The 14,441-nt window shown below is 63.0% G+C and carries 12 protein-coding genes; 6 read left to right on the top strand and 6 right to left on the bottom strand.

All coding sequences use genetic code 11. The annotated features are described in order from the left end of the window. Positions 1-94: 94 nt before the first annotated feature. Positions 95-1,891 carry an acyl-CoA dehydrogenase C-terminal domain-containing protein gene (locus tag TMS3_RS00390; protein ID WP_025163251.1) on the top strand — a complete coding sequence of 599 codons (1,797 nt, stop codon included), beginning with the start codon at positions 95-97 and terminating at the stop codon, positions 1,889-1,891. A gap of 169 nt (positions 1,892-2,060) precedes the next feature. Further along, the gene (locus tag TMS3_RS00385) at positions 2,061-3,854 is read left to right on the top strand and encodes an acyl-CoA dehydrogenase C-terminal domain-containing protein (RefSeq protein ID WP_025163250.1); all 1,794 of its coding nucleotides are present in this window, start codon (positions 2,061-2,063) and stop codon (positions 3,852-3,854) included. 391 nt (positions 3,855-4,245) lie between these two features. Here the strand turns inward: TMS3_RS00385 and TMS3_RS00380 are convergent, their stop codons facing one another. The 6 genes from TMS3_RS00380 to TMS3_RS00355 form a co-directional block, all read right to left on the bottom strand. Further along, positions 4,246-5,175 carry an ion channel gene (locus tag TMS3_RS00380; RefSeq protein ID WP_025163249.1) on the bottom strand — a complete coding sequence of 310 codons (930 nt, stop codon included), beginning with the start codon at positions 5,173-5,175 and terminating at the stop codon, positions 4,246-4,248. A gap of 92 nt (positions 5,176-5,267) precedes the next feature. Then, a complete protein-coding gene (locus TMS3_RS00375; protein WP_025163248.1) occupies positions 5,268-5,828 on the bottom strand; it encodes an NADPH-dependent FMN reductase in 561 nt (186 codons plus the stop codon). 181 nt (positions 5,829-6,009) lie between these two features. Then, a complete protein-coding gene (locus tag TMS3_RS00370) occupies positions 6,010-6,441 on the bottom strand; it encodes a PaaI family thioesterase (RefSeq protein WP_025163247.1) in 432 nt (143 codons plus the stop codon). 18 nt (positions 6,442-6,459) lie between these two features. Continuing rightward, positions 6,460-7,347, bottom strand: coding sequence for an alpha/beta hydrolase family protein (locus tag TMS3_RS00365; RefSeq protein ID WP_025163246.1), 888 nt, complete (start codon positions 7,345-7,347; stop codon positions 6,460-6,462). Further along, positions 7,337-7,936, bottom strand: coding sequence for a TetR/AcrR family transcriptional regulator (locus TMS3_RS00360; RefSeq protein WP_025163245.1), 600 nt, complete (start codon positions 7,934-7,936; stop codon positions 7,337-7,339). Before TMS3_RS00360 ends, TMS3_RS00365 begins: the two co-directional genes overlap by 11 nt. Before the next feature lie 153 nt (positions 7,937-8,089). Beyond that, positions 8,090-8,983: a LysR family transcriptional regulator gene (locus TMS3_RS00355; protein ID WP_025163244.1), complete on the bottom strand. Its 894-nt coding sequence runs from the start codon at positions 8,981-8,983 to the stop codon at positions 8,090-8,092. Positions 8,984-9,175: 192 nt separating this feature from the next. Between TMS3_RS00355 and TMS3_RS00350 the strand changes: the two genes are divergently transcribed. The 4 genes from TMS3_RS00350 (at position 9,176) to TMS3_RS00335 (ending at position 14,441) form a co-directional block, all read left to right on the top strand. Then, entirely contained in the window at positions 9,176-10,249 is a 1,074-nt protein-coding gene (locus tag TMS3_RS00350) for an extracellular solute-binding protein (protein WP_025163243.1), read from the top strand. A gap of 53 nt (positions 10,250-10,302) precedes the next feature. Next, positions 10,303-11,262: an agmatinase gene (gene speB, locus TMS3_RS00345; protein ID WP_025163242.1), complete on the top strand. Its 960-nt coding sequence runs from the start codon at positions 10,303-10,305 to the stop codon at positions 11,260-11,262. A gap of 493 nt (positions 11,263-11,755) precedes the next feature. Beyond that, positions 11,756-13,342 carry an ABC transporter ATP-binding protein gene (locus TMS3_RS00340; protein ID WP_025163241.1) on the top strand — a complete coding sequence of 529 codons (1,587 nt, stop codon included), beginning with the start codon at positions 11,756-11,758 and terminating at the stop codon, positions 13,340-13,342. Positions 13,343-13,361: 19 nt separating this feature from the next. Then, a complete protein-coding gene (locus TMS3_RS00335) occupies positions 13,362-14,441 on the top strand; it encodes an ABC transporter permease (RefSeq protein WP_025163240.1) in 1,080 nt (359 codons plus the stop codon).

The following is a 14,441-nucleotide window of genomic DNA, read 5'->3' as shown; positions in this document are numbered from 1 at the left end:
TCAGCGCTCGCACTGTGATTGTTCTGGGGCGCCTAGTAGCAGTAGCGTGGGGCTATTAATCCGCGCCCTGCGCGCCTGCTGATGGAGAACGACCATGCCCGAGTACAAGGCCCCCCTGCGCGACATGCGCTTCTTGATCGACGATGTCTTCGACTTCCACGGCAGCTACGCCGCCCTCGGTGCCAGCGACGCGACGCCGGACATGGTCGGCGCGATCCTTGAGGAAGGCGCTAAATTCTGTGAGCAGGTGCTGGCGCCGCTGAATCGTTCCGGTGACGAGGAAGAGTGTCAGTTCGAAAACGGCGTGGTGACCACGCCCAGGGGTTTCAAGGAAGCCTTCGCCCAGTACGCCGAAGGAGGCTGGATGGGCCTGGCCGCCGACCCGAGTTACGGTGGTCAGGGGCTGCCGCACTCGCTCGGCTTGCTGATCAGCGAAATGGTCGGCGCCAGCAACACCTCATGGGGCATGTACCCAGGCCTGACCCATGGTGCCATGTCCGCCATCCATGCTCACGGCACGCAAGAACAGAAGCAGGCCTATCTGACGCGCATGACCGCAGGGCGCTGGACCGGCACCATGTGCCTGACCGAAGCGCATTGCGGTACTGACCTGGGCATCATCAAGACCCGCGCCGTACCCCAGGCGGATGGCAGCTACGCCGTCACCGGCAGCAAGATCTTCATCTCGGCCGGTGAGCACGACATGAGCGAGAACATCGTTCACCTGGTCCTGGCCAAGCTGCCCGATGCGCCGGCCGGGACCAAGGGGATTTCCCTGTTCATCGTGCCGAAGTTCCTGCCCGATGCGCAGGGTGAGGCGGGTGAGCGTAACGCCGTGTCCTGCGGCTCGATTGAGCACAAGATGGGCATCAAGGCCTCGGCCACCTGCGTGATCAACTTCGATAACGCCAAGGGTTTTCTGATCGGCGAGGCCAACAAGGGCCTCAACTGCATGTTCACCATGATGAATCATGCCCGCCTGGGCACTGGTATGCAGGGGCTGTGCCTGGGCGAAACCAGCTTTCAGGGGGCGATCAAATACGCTAATGAGCGTCTGCAGATGCGCGCCCTGAGCGGACCCAAGGCGCCGGACAAACCGGCCGACCCGATCATCGTGCACCCGGATGTGCGCCGCATGCTGCTGACCATGAAGGCTTTCAACGAGGGCAACCGAGCTCTGGCCTATTTCACCGCACAGCTGCTGGATATTGCCCACCTGAGTGCTGACGCCGGACAACGCGAGGAGGCGGAAAACCTGCTGGCCTTCCTCACTCCGATCTGCAAAGCCTTCATGACCGAGACGGGCTTGGAGGTGACCAACCATGGCATGCAGGTATTCGGTGGTCACGGTTTCATCCGCGAGTGGGGCATGGAGCAGCTGGTGCGCGACTGCCGCATTGCGCCGATCTATGAGGGCACCAACGGCATCCAGGCGCTCGATCTGCTTGGTCGCAAGGTGCTGGGGAGTCAGGGCAAGCTGCTGAAAGGCTTCAGTAAAATCGTCCACAAGTTCTGCCAGGCGCAGGCCGAGCATTCGCAACTCAAAGGTTATGTAGGCCAGCTGGCGGCGCTGAACCAGCAATGGGGCGAGCTGACGCAGAAGATCGGCCTGGCGGCGATGAACAATCCAGATGAGGTCGGCGCCGCTTCGGTGGACTACCTGATGTTTTCCGGCTACGTCATTCTGGGTTACTTCTGGTTGCGCATGGCACTGGTCGCGCAGGACAAGCTGGCGGCGGGGGCCGGTGAGGCGGCGTTCTACCAAGCCAAGCTGGCCACCTGCGAGTTCTATTTCAAGCGCCTGCTGCCGCGTACCGCCGCGCACCTGGCTGCGGCCGAGGCCGGCAGCGCCTGCATGATGGGCTTGCCGGCCGAACACTTCGCGCTCTGACGAATGGTCGCGGTTCCAGGAAGCCCGCCGTTTGGCGGGCTTCTACATGAGGCCGGCGGGTCGACCTGATTAGACTATTGGGTCATAACACGACCCTATATGTCTTAAAAGTTGTTGAGTTAAACTCCGAACCCTACTGCAAGCCCGTTGGTTCGTTCGAGGATTCCCCATGGCTGACTACAAAGCTCCCCTGCGTGATATGCGCTTCGTACTCAATGAAGTGTTTGAAGTGTCCAAGCTATGGGCCGAACTGCCGGCTTTGGCCGAGGTGGTGGACGAAGAGACCGCCAACGCCATTCTCGAAGAGGCCGGCAAGGTGACCGCGGGCGTGGTTGCGCCGCTGAACCGCAGCGGTGACGAAGAAGGTTGCTCCTGGGACAATGGCGCGGTGAAGACCCCGGCCGGTTTCCCCCAGGCCTATCAGACCTATGCCGCAGGCGGCTGGGTCGGCGTTGGTGGCGACCCATCGTTCGGTGGCATGGGCATGCCCAAGGTGATCTCGGCGCAGGTCGAGGAAATGGTCAACTCGGCCAACCTGTCCTTCGGCCTGTATCCGATGCTCACGGCCGGCGCCTGCCTGTCGCTGAACGCTCACGCCAGCGAAGAGCTCAAGGAAAAGTACCTGCCCAACATGTACGCCGGCACTTGGGCCGGCTCCATGTGCCTGACCGAGCCGCACGCCGGCACCGACCTGGGCATCATTCGCACCAAGGCCGAGCCGCAGGCTGACGGCAGCTACAAGGTCAGCGGCACTAAGATATTCATCACCGGCGGCGAACACGACCTGACCGAGAACATCATTCATCTGGTCCTGGCCAAACTGCCGGACGCCCCGGCGGGACCGAAAGGCATCTCGCTGTTCCTGGTGCCCAAGTTCATGGTCAACGCCGACGGCTCGCTGGGCGAACACAACGCCCTGTCCTGCGGCTCGATCGAGCACAAGATGGGCATCAAGGCCTCCAGCACCTGCGTGATGAACTTCGACGGCGCCACCGGCTACATCATCGACGCGCCGAACCGTGGCTTGGCAGCGATGTTCACCATGATGAACTACGAGCGTCTGGGCGTCGGCATTCAAGGTCTGGCGACCGGCGAGCGCTCTTACCAGAGCGCCATCGAATACGCCCGCGAGCGTATCCAGAGCAGGGCACCGACCGGTCCTGTGGCCAAGGACAAAGTCGCCGACCCGATCATCGTGCACCCCGACGTACGCCGTATGCTGCTGACCATGAAGGCGTTGAACGAAGGCGGACGTGCCTTCTCCAGCTACGTCGCCATGCAGTTGGACACCGCCAAGTTCAGTGAAGAGCCGGCCACCCGCAAGCGCGCCGAGGAACTGGTAGCGCTGTTGACGCCGGTGGCCAAGGCGTTTCTCACCGACCTCGGCCTGGAAACCACTATCCACGGTCAGCAAGTGTTCGGCGGTCATGGTTTCGTTCGCGAATGGGGCCAGGAGCAGCTGGTGCGTGATTGCCGCATCACCCAGATCTACGAAGGCACCAACGGTATCCAGGCACTCGACCTGGTCGGGCGCAAGGTGGTTGGCAGCGGCGGCGCGTTCTACAAGCACTTCGCCGAAGAGATCAAGGCCTTCACCGATTCGGCCGACAGCAGCTTGAGCGAGTTCACCGATCCGCTGAAAGCCGCCATCGCCAACCTCGAGCAGATGACCGCCGATCTGTTGGAGCGCGCCAAGTCCAATCCGAATGAAATCGGCGCGGCCTCGGTCGAGTACCTGCACGTATTCGGTTACACCGCTTACGCGTACATGTGGGCATTGATGGCTCGGGCCGCGATCGGTAAGGCTGCACTGGGCAAAGAGGCACAGGACGACTTCTACGCCAGCAAGCTGGGCACCGCGCGCTTCTACTTCGCGCGCATCCTGCCGCGCATTCATTCGCTGAGTGCGTCGGTCAAGGCGGGCAGCGAAAGCCTGTACCTGCTGGACGCCGCACAGTTCTGAGTGACTGAGTGCTGAACTGGAAACCCCGCCGATGCGGGGTTTTTAGTATGGGTGTCAAATTCGATCAGTGGCTTGGTCGATGCATGGTGGATTAGCCCGCCTATTGACAGCGCACGCGGCCGATATACACAGGGGGCTGCCATGTAGGCTATGGCTTACAGGGCCTGCCGTTGATCACCACTGTTAGTCCTTAAGAGGGCTGAGTAATCTGTTGCCCATGGACGTCGCGCAGGAAGCGCAGATTAGCCAACAGGGATACGCTGGATTGCCGCCAGGATGGTGGCGCAGATCAAGGATGTCAGGACTCAGTCTGCAAAAGCCCCGCGACAGCGGGGTTTTCTTTTTTGGGCGCTCGCCCAAACCTAACTCCTAGGCGCGTCTTAGCGGCGTCTTAGCGGGTCATCTTCTTGACGAATACCACCACGAACAAGGCCATGGTGAAGCTGCCGACAAACGCCTCGAAGGCGGCAATCGGGCGGGCCAAGCCGTGTGGGCTGATATCGCCATAGCCCAGGGTGGTGAAGGTCACCACGCTGAAGTAGAGGCAGCCGAGCAGGTCCATCAGGTTGCTCATTAGGCTGTGCTCGAAGGCAATACCCATGGGCCGGTCACCTTGCTGTACGCCGACCAGAAAATACAACAGGCCGCAGAAACCGATCAGGCCCAGAGAGAACAGCACCACGTTCAGCGGCTTCTCGCCGTACCCGCTGAACAGGTCGACTAGCCAGGACAACAGACGTTTGGCCGAATAGCGCGGAATCTGCAGGCGGCGCATGACCATCTCACGGTGGAAGAACAGCCCGGCTTGTTCGAACAGCCCGGCTTTTTCCAGGTGCAGGCGCAGGTTGCGATAGGTCTCCTCGGCCTCCTGAAAGAGTTGAATGGCGGCTGCGCTGTTACCGTCATGCAGCAGTGCGCGGCCTTGGCGCTCTTGCAGCAGTTGCTGATCCCAGATGATGTTGTCCAGGCGTGCACCCTCCAGGCGAATGCCGAGCAGGTTGCAGTCGCGCAGGTCGGCGCAATGCAGGTTGGCATGACGCAGGTCGGCCTTCATCAGCGAGCTGCCGCGCAGATCGAGGGCAAACAGGTGGGCGCTCTGCAGATTGGCGCGATACAGATCGGCGTTGTGCAGCACATAGCCGTGGTGGCTGCCGTGGTTGACCAGATCAATGCCTGTCAGTTCGGCGTTCTTCAGTTGAAAGCCGGACATCGGCTGGTTGCACTGCGCACGCCGTTGCAAGGCAGCGCACAGGTCGTCGACTTGCCGTTTGTCTTCGCTGGTCTCCTTCCAGAAGCTGTCTTCGTCCTGTGTCGGGGTCATGTGCCAACCCTCCAGAACCGTCAGGCAAATAGGCTATCAGCTTGGCTGCCATGTGCGAGATCGCCACGCAATCCAGCCAGGTGCCTGACCGGTCAATCGGGGGTGTGCTGCGCCACCCAGTCCGCATAGGCGCTGATGAATTTCTGCAGGAAGGGTTTGATGCCATCGCCGAGCATGCCGGCTTCCTCGAAGAAGCTGCCGGCGCCACCCAGGTAGGCTTCCGGTTGCTGCATCATCGCGACATCGAGAAACACCATGGATTGACGCAGGTGGTGGTTGGCACCGAAGCCACCTACCGCGCCTGGCGAGGCCGTCAGCACCGCGCCGGGCTTGCCGCTGAAGACACTCTGGCCATAGGGACGCGAGCCGACATCGATGGCATTTTTCATCGGCGCCGGTACCGAGCGGTTGTACTCCGGGGTGACGAACAGCAACGCCTCGGCGGCTTTGACCTTGGCGCGGAAGTCGAGGTAGGACGCCGGTGGCGGGTCGATGTCGATATCTTCGTTGTACAGCGGCAGCGCACCGATCTCGACAATTTCCAGTTTCAGCGAAGGCGGGGCCAGCTCGGCTAACGCCAGGGCGAGTTTGCGATTGATGGAGGCTTTGCGCAGGCTGCCGACCAGCACCGCGACGCGGTAGACCTTGCTCATGCTGACTCCCAGGTATGTGCCATGAAAGGGCTGAGCTGGAAACTATAGTGCAGCGCTCGGCTACGTGCTTTAGACCGGGCTGATGCTGCTGTAAGCAGAGGGCCTGTCCCGCACACAGTGCCAACGGGTTGTCGCTTCCCGTGAATCCGCCAGGGTGCGCTTTGGGCGCCTGGCCTGGCGCTCAGCGCAGAATCATGCAGGTTGCGGTGCCGTAAGCATAGAGGGTGCCCTCTTCGTCGCGGATGCTGCCTTCGGATATGACCAGCCGCGAGCTGACATTGATCACCTTGCCTTCGGCGCGCAGCGTGCGGTTGAAGGGGATGGCCTTGCACATCTTCACGTTCAGTTCGATGGTGCCATAGCCCACCCCGGCCGGCAGAACGGTATGGGTGGCGCAGGCGGTCACCGAGTCGAGCACGGTGGCGGCGAAGCCGCCGTGCACGCCGCCCATGGGATTGGAGTGGCGCTCGTCAGCGGTAACCGCGAAGACCACACGGTTGGCCTCTGCTGATTCCATGGTCATGGGCATGGTTTTGGCCATGTTGGGCATGGCAAGGTCGCCGGCGGCGAGGGCTTGCATGAGCTCCAGCCCGGTCATCTGTTGTGGGTTCATCGAGGGTCTCCCTGGCGCTCAGGCGGCGCGACGGTTGGTTTGAAGTTGTGCGAACCAGTTGAGCGCTTCGTCCCACAGTGGCGCAGCGCTGCTGCGGAAGTAGCCCATATGACCGACGGCGCCAAGGCCCTCGGCCTGGGAGTCGATGGTGCGAGCCTGATAGGGCGCGGCGCTGTAAGCAGCCATGAAGGCATCGCGCGAGGCGGGCGGGGCCCACAGGTCGTCCTGGGTGTTGGCGGCGACGATCGGCGTGCGTACGCTGTCGAAGCATGCGGCCAGATGGCTTTGTTCGGGATCGTCGAAGAAGTAGCGCGGGTAACGACACCAGCGCTTCCACTGCTGGTACACGCCCAGCGGCAGGTCTTCGCCCATGCCCAGCTTGCTCCAGGCCAGGTAGCCCTTGTGCCACACGATCAGCGGACCGATCAGGTTCCACATCAGCTGCACGCGGACCCGTTCCAGCGGCGGCATCCAGCCGTGCCAGCCGGCGCCGGTGCCGAAGGTGTAGAAGCCGGAGACCCGCTCGTGCCCCGGCAGCAGACCGAAGGCATGGCCGCCAAAAGAGTGGCCAACCATATAAGTGGGCAGATCGTCGCCATGCAGATGGTCGAGGGCGGCGGCCAGGTCGTGAGTCGCCCAGTTCAGGTACTGCATGGCAAAGCCGCGCAACTGTGCCGGTTTGGACAGGCCGATGCCTCGGTAGTCGAGGCTCAGGGTGGTGTAGCCGCGCTGCGCGGCGTATTCGGCAAAGCGCCGGTAAAAACCTTGCGGTACACCGGTGGCACCACCGATCAACAGGCGCGCGCGGGGCGCCGGGGCGTGGTACAGGGTGGCGCACAACGGATAGCCATCATGGGCCTTGAGTTGTAGCTCTTCGCGGTGAATGGTCGGAGTTTCACTGGTCATGCCGGGGTTCCCGTGGGTAATGGCGAATCAGCTGGAAAAGCGCTGCGCTGGCGGTTCGCAGCGGCTCGCAATTGCCGGCCACGCGGGCCTGCAGCAAACCGCCTTCGTAAAGCGAGACGAACAGGTTGGCGAAACCATCGGCACTGTCGTCTGTGAAGCCAACCCCCTGCAGCTGGGCAGCCAGGGCCTGGCGCAGGCGGGCGAAGCAGCGGGCCAGGGCGGCGCGGATCTCGACATCCTCCGGGCCGCTTTCCAGAGCCACGGTGGCCAGCGGGCAGCCGCGCTCGAAACGGCTGCTTTCCAGTTGCTGCAGGGTGTTGTCCAGCCAACGCTGCATGGCCTGCAGGGGATCCGCGTGCTCGCGAAACAGCTGCACGAAGAAACCGTCGATGCGTCGGCCGATGTGTTCGATGGCCGCCACGGCCAGTTCCGTTTTGCCGCCGGGAAAGTGATGGTAGAGGCTGCCCTTGGGCGCCTGCGCCTGGATCAGTAGTTCATTCAGGCCGGCGCCATGCAGCCCCTTGCGTTGCAAGGTGTCGGCCATGGCGGCGACCAGTCTGTCGCGGGTGGTGGGGTTCTTGGTATTCATGGTGCTGTATTTAGACCGGTCGGTTTAGTTTTGAAAAGTGCTGAATGTGTCGATTCAGCGGCTGAATTGGTCACTGTCGTAGGGCTGAATGCAGACCTGTCGAGGCTGTTGTTGTGCGCCATCGTCGGCGCGACACAGCGATCAAACAGTTGCTCAGGCAAAGGCGCCGAGCAGGTCCTCGACAAACGCCTGCTGCGCTTCGCTCGCTTGGCGGCCGCGATGGCTGCTCAGGTAAAACTGCACGCTGAAGCCGAGCCGTTCCGGCAACAGCGCGCGCAGCAGGCCGCGTGCTTCCCAGGGTGTGGCGATGTGCTGGGGCAGGTAGCCGATATGGGCGCCGGACAGGACAAACGCCAGGGTGCCTTCGACCTGTTCGCTGTGCGCAGTGCTGGCGGTGTTTTGCCAGGGTTCGTCGCGTTGAATGAAGCGGTAGGGGTGATGCGCGCTGTCCTCGCCCTGCAACTGCTCCAGGCTCACGTCGGACTGCTGGAATAAGCGATGGCCGGCGCCGCAGTACAGGGCTTGTGTCTCCTCGAATAGCGGCAGGTAGTCGAGTGCGGCCTGGGTGCCGGAGAAGTAGCCGATGGCCAGGTGCAATTGATCCTGTAGCAGGCGCCGCTCCAGTTCGGCGGGCATGGCGCTGAGCAGTTCTATCTGCACCGCCTGGTTGCGCTGGCGAAAGCGCCCGATGGCCGCGCCCACTCGCGCCAGCACCTGCTCATCCAGAGCTTCGGAGAGGCCGATGCTGAGGGTGCCCAGCAGTTTGTCGGCCATGCCCTGGGCCTCGCCCTTGAAGGTCTCGAGGGCGGCGAACAGCTTGTGCGTGGCCAGCAGCACCTGCTCGCCCTTGGGGGTCAGACGGAACCCGGCCTTGCCACGATCGCACAGGCGAAAACCCAGGCGCGTTTCCAGCTTGGCCATCTGCGTACTGATGGTCGACTGGCCGATCCCCAGTTCACCCTGGGCGGCACTGAAGCCGCCGCTCTCCACCACGGTCACGAATAGCCGCAGCAGTTGCAGGTCGAGGTCGCGCACTTGGTTGAGCATGGTGGCTCCAAACATTGATGCTGATCGATGCCAAAGTAGATCACTTCATATTTATTCAAAGCAATAGCTCGCGCAGGATGATTCCAGCGTTTTCGTAGGAGCCAGCTTGCTGGCGATTTCTCTCTGTTGAAGATCGCCCGTAAGCGAGCTCGTACCCAGACACACCGATTCGCCAGAAGAGAGGACTCCGCCATGCGTCTTGTCACTAGCCTGTTACTGCTCGCCTGCGCCCTGCCGTTACGGGCCGAGGAGCAGGTGCTGAACATCTACAACTGGGCCGACTATGTGGCGCCGCAGGCGCTCAAGCGTTTCCAGAGCGAAACCGGTATCCGGGTCAAATACGACACCTTCGACAGCACCGAGGTGCTCGACAGCAAGCTGCTCACCGGCGGCAGTGGCTACGACGTCGTGTTTCCGGCCTCCAGCGGCCTGGCTCGGGCAATTCAGGCCAAGGCCGTGCAACCGGTCGGCGACTTGAGCAATGCCGCTAACCTCGACCCTGAGCTGCTGGCCAAGCTGGCCAGCGTCGACCCCGGCAACCGCTACGGCGTGCCCTACACCTGGGGCACTGTCGGCTTAGGGCTAAACCAGCAGGCGGTCGAGCAGCGTCTGCCGGGTGTGGCGCTGAACAGCCTGGATCTGCTGTTCAAGCCGGAGTACGCCAGCAAGCTGAAAGACTGCGGCATCGCCGTATTGGACTCGCCGCAGGAGGTGATTGCGATCGCGCTGAACTACCTGGGCAAGGATCCCTACAGCATCGCCGCCGCTGACCTCAAGGCCGCGCAGCAGTTGCTCGCCCAGTTGCAACCGAACCTGCGCTACATCGGCAGCGGCAAGCATATCGACGACCTGGCCAAGGGCGAGATCTGCCTGGCGCTGACCTACACCGGCGACGCCGGCATGGCCGCCGCCCGCGCCGCCGAGGCCAAGCAGCCGTTCGAAGTGCTGTTTCGCATTCCTGTGGAGGGCACGCTGATCTGGTTCGACACCATGGCGATTCCGGTCGATGCGCCGCATCCGCAGGCCGCCCGCGCCTTTATCGACTACATGCTCAAGCCCGAGGCCATCGCCGAGCTGACCAACGAGTTGTATTTCGCCAACGCCAACGCGGCCTCCGCGCCCTTGCTGGATGAGGCCGTCAGCGGCGATCCGGACATCTACCCGCCGGCGGCGGTGCGCGCCAAGTTGTTCCCGGAGCAAATCCAGAGCCTCAAGCAACAGCGTCAACGCACCCGCTTGTGGACCGCATTCCGTAGCCAGTACTGAGCGCGCCCGGCAGCGGGCGCTGAATTTCTATCCAAGCTGTGAGGACCGTAAACATGGATCAAGCCTACGAAAACGATCAGGCGATGACTCGCGACAGCCTGTATGGCACGGCGGCCGAGCCGACCTACGCCGGCATCACCAGTTTTATGCGTCGGCGCTACAGCCGTGACTTGCGCGGCGTCGATCTGGTGGTCAGCGGCGTGCCGTTCGACACCGCCACCACCAATCGACCCGGTAGCCGCTTCGGCCCGCGGGCGATTCGCGCCGCCTCGGTGCAGTCGGCCTGGGCCCGGCACTTTCCCTGGGAATTCGACCCCTTCGACCTGTTGGCCTGCATCGACTACGGCGACTGCTACTTCGACCACGGCACACCGCAGGACACCCCGGCGCTGATCGAGGCGCATGCCGACAAGATACTCGCGGCCGGCTGCGCCATGCTCACCCTGGGCGGCGATCACTTCATCAGCTACCCGTTGCTCAAAGCCCATGCCAAGCAGCATGGCGCACTGTCGCTGATCCACTTCGACGCGCACAGCGACACCTGGCCGGACGAAGAGGGCGCACGCATCGATCACGGCACCATGTTCTATCACGCCGCCCGCGAGGGCCTGGTCGACCCGGCGCGCTCGGTGCAGGTCGGCTTGCGCACCACCAACGACGACGTGATGGGCTTTCAGGTGCTGGATGCCCGCGAGGTGCACCGACAGACGCCGGAGCAGATCGCCGAGCGCATTCGCGCGCGGGTCGGCGATAACCCGGTGTACCTGACCTTCGACATCGACTGCCTAGATCCGGCCTTCGCCCCCGGCACCGGCACCCCGGTGTGCGGCGGCCTCAGCACTCATCAGGCGCTGGAGATCCTGCGCGGCCTGCGCGGCATCAATCTGGTCGGTATGGACGTGGTGGAGGTGGCGCCGCCCTATGACAGCGCAGAAGTCACCGCCCTGGCCGGCGCCACCCTGGCGATGGAGATGATCTGCCTGTACGCCGCGCGCCATAGACTGAAGCCCTGAGCTGTCTTTGTATGGCGCGCCAAGCCAGGCGCCGTGCCGCTTCCAGCCCCGGACAGCCATACAGGCTGTCCGGGGTTGTTGGTTTTTCTGGCAGTCGTAAGCAGCGGCGACTCGGAGTTTGCGCTCCCCGGCTTATATCTTGCCTAGTCAGACGCAGTCGTGAGCAAAGCGCTTTCCTGGCAGGTGATGGATAGTGGCCAACTGCCCGTGACCATGAAAACGAAACCGCCGGTTTAGAGCGGCTCACCTAGCAAACAGCGAACTTGCCTGTCGAGAATGTTGTTTACATAAAGCAATATTTTTGTGCGCATTGAGTTGCACAATATTATTTTGCGTAGTACACAAGAGTGCGCATCCGTACCGGGCTGGCTGTTTCGGGTGGCTAAGCACAAGGGTGCAGTTGCCGCCAGGGCTGCTGCTCCTCTCCAATAATAAGGCGCCGATACCGGCTCATTCGAGCTGCTAAAGTCATCGGAGAACAGGAGAAAACCCAATGAAGCCTGAGCACGCCGCAGCTGCGTCGGATGCACAGCCTCGCTTGATCTTGCAGGGCATCCGCAAGGTTTATCCTGCGGTAGTCGCCAACGATGGCATTGACCTGCGCGTCATGCCTGGCGAGATTCATGCCGTGCTGGGGGAGAATGGCGCCGGCAAGTCGACCCTGATGAAAATCATCTACGGGGTGACGCGGCAAACCTCCGGCGAGATGTTCTGGGAGGGCCAGCCAGTCACGGTGGAGAACCCCGCCCATGCCCGCAGCCTGGGCATCGGTATGGTGTTCCAGCACTTCTCGCTGTTCGAAACCCTGACCGTGCTGGAAAACGTCGCCCTGGCCCTGCCAGGCAACCCTGATCTGGCTGATCTGGCCCGTCGTATCGAGTCGGTCTCCACGCGTTACGGCTTGCCGGTCGATCCGCGTCGGCATGTGCATGCGCTGTCCGTTGGTGAGCGCCAGCGGGTCGAGATCGTCCGTTGCCTGCTGCAGAACCCACGGCTGCTGATCATGGACGAACCGACCTCGGTACTCACCCCGCAGGCGGTGCGGGTCCTGTTCGAGACCCTGCGCCGACTGGCCAGCGAAGGCTGCGCGATTCTCTATATCAGCCACAAGCTCGACGAAATCCAGGAGCTGTGCCACAGCGCCACGGTGCTGCGTGGCGGCAAGGTCACGGGCGCCTGCATTCCCTCAGCCGAGACGCCGAAGAGCATGGCGCGGCTGATGATCGGCAAGGATCTGCCGGCCTGTGTCCATACTGCGGGGCAGGCCGACGGCGAGGTCCGGCTGAAGCTGGCGGGGTTGTCGCAGGCCTCGCCCGATCCCTTCGGCACCGCTCTCAAGGACCTCCAGTTGGAGGTGCGCTCCGGCGAGATAGTCGGCATCGCCGGGGTCTCGGGTAACGGCCAGGCCGAGCTGTTGGCGGCCATCTCCGGGGAAATCCCGCTGAGCGAGGCAGGCCCGGTGCAGATTTGCGGCAACCAGGCGGGGCGCTTGTCGCCCGACCAGCGCCGGCAAATCGGCCTGTGCTTCGTGCCGGAGGAGCGCCTGGGCCGTGGTGCAGTGCCGAGCATGGCGCTCAGCGACAACGCGATTCTCACCGCCGCCGCCGCGAAGGGCCTGGTCAAGCACGGGCTGATCGATTTTCGTGCGGCCAAGGCCTTCGCCAGCGAATGCATCGAACGCTTCAACGTTAAGTGCGGCGGGCCGGCCGCGCAGGCCAGATCGCTGTCCGGCGGCAATCTGCAGAAGTACATCATGGGCCGCGAAATCATGCAGGCGCCCAAGCTGCTGGTGGCCGCGCAGCCGACCTGGGGTGTGGACGTGGGCGCAGCGGCCTTTATCCGCCAGCAGATCATTGACTTGAGAAACGCCGGTTGCGCGGTGCTGGTGGTCTCCGAGGAGCTGGACGAGCTGTTCGAGATTTGCGACCGCATCGCGGTGATCGCCGACGGGCGATTGTCGCCAACGCGGCCCTTGGCCGAGACCTCGGTGGAGGATATCGGCGTGTGGATGAGCGGCATGTGGCCAGGCGCCGAGAGCGCGCCGGCAGCGCCCAGCGATCAATCAACCAGCGATCTATAACAAGGGAAAGCGAGCCATGTTGTCCTTCAAGCTTGAAGCCCGGCCCGAAGCCTCGCGCACCATGAGCTATCTGTCGCCGCTGATTGCGGTGGTTCTGACGATGCTCGGTGGGCTGCTGTTGTTCTCCGCCTTGGGCAAAGACCCACTGGAAGGCTTTCAGGTGTTCTTCCTCAACCCCATGCGCAGCTGGTACGGGGTTTCCGAGTTGCTGCTCAAGGCCGTCCCGCTGATGCTCATCGCGGTGGGCCTGGCCATCGGTTTCCGGGCCAATGTGTGGAATATCGGCGCGGAGGGCCAGTTCATCCTTGGAGCCTGCGCGGCGACCGGGGCAGCGTTGTTGCTCGAGGACGTCAGCGGTCCTCAGGTGCTGCTGGCGATGATCGTCGCCGGGGCGCTGGGCGGCGCGGCCTGGGCGGCGATCCCGGCGTTCCTGCGCACCCGCTTCAACGCAAACGAGATCCTGGTCTCGCTGATGCTGGTGTACGTCGCCCAGTTGCTGGTGTCCTGGCTGGTGTTCGGCCCCTGGATGGACCCAGACGGTTTCAACTTCCCGCAGAGCAAGATGTTCTCCGATTCGGCGCTGTTGCCGATGCTGGTCGAGGGCACGCGGTTGAACCTGGCCTTCGTGATGGCGCTTGGGGTGCTGGTGGTCGGCTATGTGTTCATGCACCGGAGTTATCTGGGCTTCAAGATGCGCGTGGCCGGCGAGGCGGCTGATGCGGCGCGTTATGCCGGCTTCTCGGCCAAGCGTATGGTCTGGTTCGGCATGCTGGCGGGTGGGGTCTGCGCGGGCCTGGCCGGCATGGCCGAAGTAGCGGGGCCCATGGGCCAACTGACCGACAAGGTCGCCAGCGGCTACGGTTTCGCCGCGATCATCGTGGCCTTCGTCGGGCGGCTGAATCCCATCGGGATCTTCTTTGCCAGCCTGTTGATGGCGCTGCTGTTTCTCGGCGGCGAGCAGGCGCAGCTGTATATGAGCCTGCCCGCGTCGATCTCCAAGGTATTCCAGGGCATGTTGCTGTTCTTCCTGCTCGGCTCGGATCTATTTATCAACTACCGGCTGCGCATGCGCAGAACGCTGGCCAAGGCGGGGGCGTGA

The sequence above is a fragment of the Pseudomonas taeanensis MS-3 genome (genome assembly GCF_000498575.2).
GTDB classification, from domain to species: domain Bacteria; phylum Pseudomonadota; class Gammaproteobacteria; order Pseudomonadales; family Pseudomonadaceae; genus Aquipseudomonas; species Aquipseudomonas taeanensis.
Note: the sequence above shows the minus strand (reverse complement) of the source record. Positions and strands in the feature narration are given on the sequence as shown.

Excerpts from the sequence above, each read along its gene's own strand:
- TMS3_RS00390 (WP_025163251.1), top strand. The coding sequence starts at position 95 with ATGCCCGAGTACAAGGCCCCCCTGCGCGACATGCGCTTCTTGATCGAC.
- TMS3_RS00385 (WP_025163250.1), top strand. The coding sequence starts at position 2,061 with ATGGCTGACTACAAAGCTCCCCTGCGTGATATGCGCTTCGTACTCAAT.
- TMS3_RS00380 (WP_025163249.1), bottom strand. The coding sequence starts at position 5,175 with ATGACCCCGACACAGGACGAAGACAGCTTCTGGAAGGAGACCAGCGAA.
- TMS3_RS00375 (WP_025163248.1), bottom strand. The coding sequence starts at position 5,828 with ATGAGCAAGGTCTACCGCGTCGCGGTGCTGGTCGGCAGCCTGCGCAAA.
- TMS3_RS00370 (WP_025163247.1), bottom strand. The coding sequence starts at position 6,441 with ATGAACCCACAACAGATGACCGGGCTGGAGCTCATGCAAGCCCTCGCC.
- TMS3_RS00365 (WP_025163246.1), bottom strand. The coding sequence starts at position 7,347 with ATGACCAGTGAAACTCCGACCATTCACCGCGAAGAGCTACAACTCAAG.
- TMS3_RS00360 (WP_025163245.1), bottom strand. The coding sequence starts at position 7,936 with ATGAATACCAAGAACCCCACCACCCGCGACAGACTGGTCGCCGCCATG.
- TMS3_RS00355 (WP_025163244.1), bottom strand. The coding sequence starts at position 8,983 with ATGCTCAACCAAGTGCGCGACCTCGACCTGCAACTGCTGCGGCTATTC.
- TMS3_RS00350 (WP_025163243.1), top strand. The coding sequence starts at position 9,176 with ATGCGTCTTGTCACTAGCCTGTTACTGCTCGCCTGCGCCCTGCCGTTA.
- speB (WP_025163242.1), top strand. The coding sequence starts at position 10,303 with ATGGATCAAGCCTACGAAAACGATCAGGCGATGACTCGCGACAGCCTG.
- TMS3_RS00340 (WP_025163241.1), top strand. The coding sequence starts at position 11,756 with ATGAAGCCTGAGCACGCCGCAGCTGCGTCGGATGCACAGCCTCGCTTG.